4 protein-coding genes and 1 pseudogene (1 of these 5 only partly in view) are annotated in these 3,117 nt (G+C 68.7%); all 5 read right to left on the bottom strand.

The features are described 5' to 3' along the window. Positions 1-297, bottom strand: a 297-nt coding sequence (locus QZV94_RS18550; protein ID WP_293680178.1) for a hypothetical protein, incomplete at its 3' end; no start/stop codon positions are given. Positions 298-756: 459 nt separating this feature from the next. Next, complete coding sequence (gene lptB / locus QZV94_RS18555) at positions 757-1,485, bottom strand: LPS export ABC transporter ATP-binding protein (protein ID WP_293680210.1); 729 nt, start codon at positions 1,483-1,485, stop codon at positions 757-759. Positions 1,486-1,534: 49 nt separating this feature from the next. Then, positions 1,535-2,095 carry an LptA/OstA family protein gene (locus tag QZV94_RS18560; protein ID WP_293680180.1) on the bottom strand — a complete coding sequence of 187 codons (561 nt, stop codon included), beginning with the start codon at positions 2,093-2,095 and terminating at the stop codon, positions 1,535-1,537. A gap of 38 nt (positions 2,096-2,133) precedes the next feature. Next, positions 2,134-2,769 carry an LPS export ABC transporter periplasmic protein LptC gene (lptC, locus tag QZV94_RS18565; RefSeq protein ID WP_293680182.1) on the bottom strand — a complete coding sequence of 212 codons (636 nt, stop codon included), beginning with the start codon at positions 2,767-2,769 and terminating at the stop codon, positions 2,134-2,136. Then, positions 2,766-3,117, bottom strand: a pseudogene (locus QZV94_RS18570) (ribonuclease D) (it continues 267 nt past the right edge of the window). Before QZV94_RS18570 ends, lptC begins: the two are co-directional and overlap by 4 nt.

The raw sequence follows: 3,117 nt of genomic DNA on the forward strand, positions 1-3,117 counted from the left end.
GCGCTCGAGCTGCGCGTCCTCGCCAGCGCCCAGGTAGCGGCCGACTCGCACGCCGTCCGACCAGCTCATCTCCTCGGCCAACCGCGTCCATCCGCGCGAAACTAGATAGCGGATGAGGAGCAGGCGAAAGTCCGTCTTCTCGTGGACGAAGTGGTCCATTTCCCCAAGGAAGACGGCGTCGCGCCCGGATAGAAGCGGATCGAGGAACGCGAGGCTGGCGGCTGTATCGTTGTTCCAGGCGCTGACCGGCGGCAACACCAAGCCGGCCTTGCGCACCCAATCGACGAGCTTCGACATATCGCACCCTTGTCAAGGTTTCCCTGACATTTGTCGCGCCGACGCCTCCCGTCAAGTGGGTCGCACCCGGTCATCGGCGCACCGCCGCTATGGCCGGACGTTGGCCGGCCGACCCCTGACCGGACCTTGCGAATGCAGGCCCCCGGGTGGATTCGGGATGTGTTGCTTAGTGTTCTATCGTTGTTCCGTTACCCTCCGGACCTGGAAGAGGACACGCGAGGTCTCTAAGGGGTCGATTCTCCCCTGGTGGACTCCAGCCAACAGGCGGACGTTGGGCGCCTCGGCCGGGAAGCAGGCGCTCGAAACGGAGAGGGACGAGTCCAGCGCCCCACGTCCGTGTCAGCCCCGCCGGCTCCTGCCGCGGGACGGAACGCCGGCCGGCCGTTCGCAGGCGGCATGGGCGCGCGGCCGCGAGCGGTGAGTTCGGGAGGGCGGCCGCACCAGCGCGCCGCGAGGCCGCTAGCCGTTGAAGCGGTCGCCCAGGTAGACGCGGCGGACTTCCGGGTCGTCGACGATCTCTTCGGGGCTGCCCTCGAACAGCACCTCGCCGGCGTGGATGATCGAGGCGCGGTCGATGATGTCGAGCGTCTCGCGCACGTTGTGGTCGGTGATCAGGATGCCGATGCCGCGTTGCTTCAGATAGCTGATCACCTCGCGGATGTCGGCGATGGCCAGCGGGTCGATGCCGGCGAAGGGCTCGTCCAGCAGCATGAAGCTGGGCTCGGAGGCCAGCGCGCGGGCGATCTCGACGCGGCGCCGCTCGCCGCCGGAAAGCGAGACGGCGGGAGCGTTCCGAAGGTGCTCGATGTGCAGCTCTTCCAGGAGCTGGGTGACCGTCTCCCGGGCCTTCTTGTGGTCGCGCTGGCGCAGCTCGACCACGGCCATGACGTTCTCCCACACGCTCATGCCGCGGAAGATCGAGGTCTCCTGCGGCAGGTAGCCCACGCCCATCCGGGCGCGCTGGTACATCGGCTGGGCGGTGATGTTCTCGCCGTCGAGGTAGATCGCGCCGTAGTCGGCCGGGATCAGGCCGGTGATCATGTAGAAGCAGGTGGTCTTGCCTGCGCCGTTGGGGCCGAGCAGGCCCGCGACCTCGCCCCGGCAGAGGCGCAGGCTGACGCCCTTCACCACCGGCCGGCCGCGGAACGACTTGCCGACATTGTCGACGACCAGCCCCTCGGTGGGGATCGCGCCCTTGGTCTCGACGCGCTGGGCGACCGTCACTTCTTCGCTTCCGTCACTTCTTGGCTTCCGTCTGGGGCTTGTCCTTCTTGGACGGATAGAACACGCCGCGCGGCCGGTTGCCGCCGCCCCCGCCGACCATGCGGCCCTCGCCGGTCTGGGTGTTGAACACCATGCGCGTGCCGCGCAGCACGTTCTGGCCCTGCACGGCGACCACGTCGCCGGTCATGGTCACGGTGTCGGAGGCGGCCTCGTACACGGCGTCGTCGCCACGCACCCGCTGGTCCTTGGAGGTCACGTAGAAGACCGAGCCGTGGGCCTCCATGCGCAGGAGGTCGCCGCAGGCGCCGGCGCCGGTGGCGCCCGAGGCGCCGGCCTTGGGCTCGAACACCGCCTTGATCGTGTCGGCGCGCAGCCGCGCCTCACCCTGCAGGGCCTCGGCCTTGCCGCGCCAGGTGGAGACGCATTGCTTGTTCTGCACCTCGAGTTCGTCCGCGGCGATGTCCACCGGCCCCTTGGCGTTGGGGCCGAGCTGCTGGGCCTGGGCCGCGCCGGCCAGAAGACCGGGGGCCAGGAGGCCGAGGGCCAGGACGATAGGGGTGGCGAGAGACTTCATGACTGCCTTCATTGGGCCAGGCCGTTTGCGTGTACGCGTCACTTCTTGGTTTCGAGGCGGGTGCGGACGCCACCCTTGAAGACCATGCGATCGCCCTTGTCGTAGACGCCATAGGACTTCGCGTTGATTTCTCCAAGACCACCTGCGCCCTGAATGGGGGCTGAACCGACGACTTCGCCGGTCTTGGTGTCGAACAGCGATGCGGCGGTGGCGAAGGCGTTCTTGGTGTCGGCCAGGCGCACGCCGCCGGAAAGCTCCAGCTTGCCGCTCTGTTCGTGGAAGACGCCATCGGCGCCGTTGATGCGCATCTCGTCCGCCCCGCCCTCGTCCAGCACCAGGGCCGGCGTCTTCAGCATCACCCGCTGGTAGTCCAGCCGGTCGCGAACGGCGCTCTCGGCGGTGAGCACGAAGGCGCGGCCCTTGTCGTCGCGACCGACGAAGCGCGGCTTGACCAGTCGGATCGGCTCGTCGCCGCCGGTCGCCTGCTTCGGCTGGGCGTTGAACGTCGACCAGGCCACGCTGCCAACCAGGCCCATGAAGATCAGCGCAATGGTCGCCGGCAGCACGACCCTGAGGGTGCGGATCAGCCGCGACCGCCGACGCCAGCGCTCGAAATCGACACGCCGGGGTTCCGACAGGGGCGGCTCGGGAAGGGAGGTGCCGGCGGCGCTCATGAGTGGGCGAAGATGTCCACGTCCTCCCAGCCGGCCACGTCCAGGACGGCGCGGTGCGGCAGGAACTGGAACGCGGCCGTGGCCAGGTGGTCTCGGCCCTCGCGGACCAGCATCTCGTCCAGCCGCCGGCGCAGCGCATGCAGGTGCAGGACGTCGGAGGCCGCGTAGGCCACCTGGTCATCGGACAGGCTTGCCGAGCCCCAGTCGGAGCTTTGCTGGACCTTGGAGAGGTCGACGCCGATCAACTCCCGGGTCAGGTCCTTCAGCCCGTGCCGGTCGGTGTAGGTCCGCGCCAGCTTCGAGGCGATCTTGGTGCAGTAGACGGGCGTGGTGCGCACGCCGAGATAC

Origin of the sequence: uncultured Phenylobacterium sp. (assembly GCF_902826855.1) — a bacterium.
Lineage (GTDB): Bacteria > Pseudomonadota > Alphaproteobacteria > Caulobacterales > Caulobacteraceae > Phenylobacterium.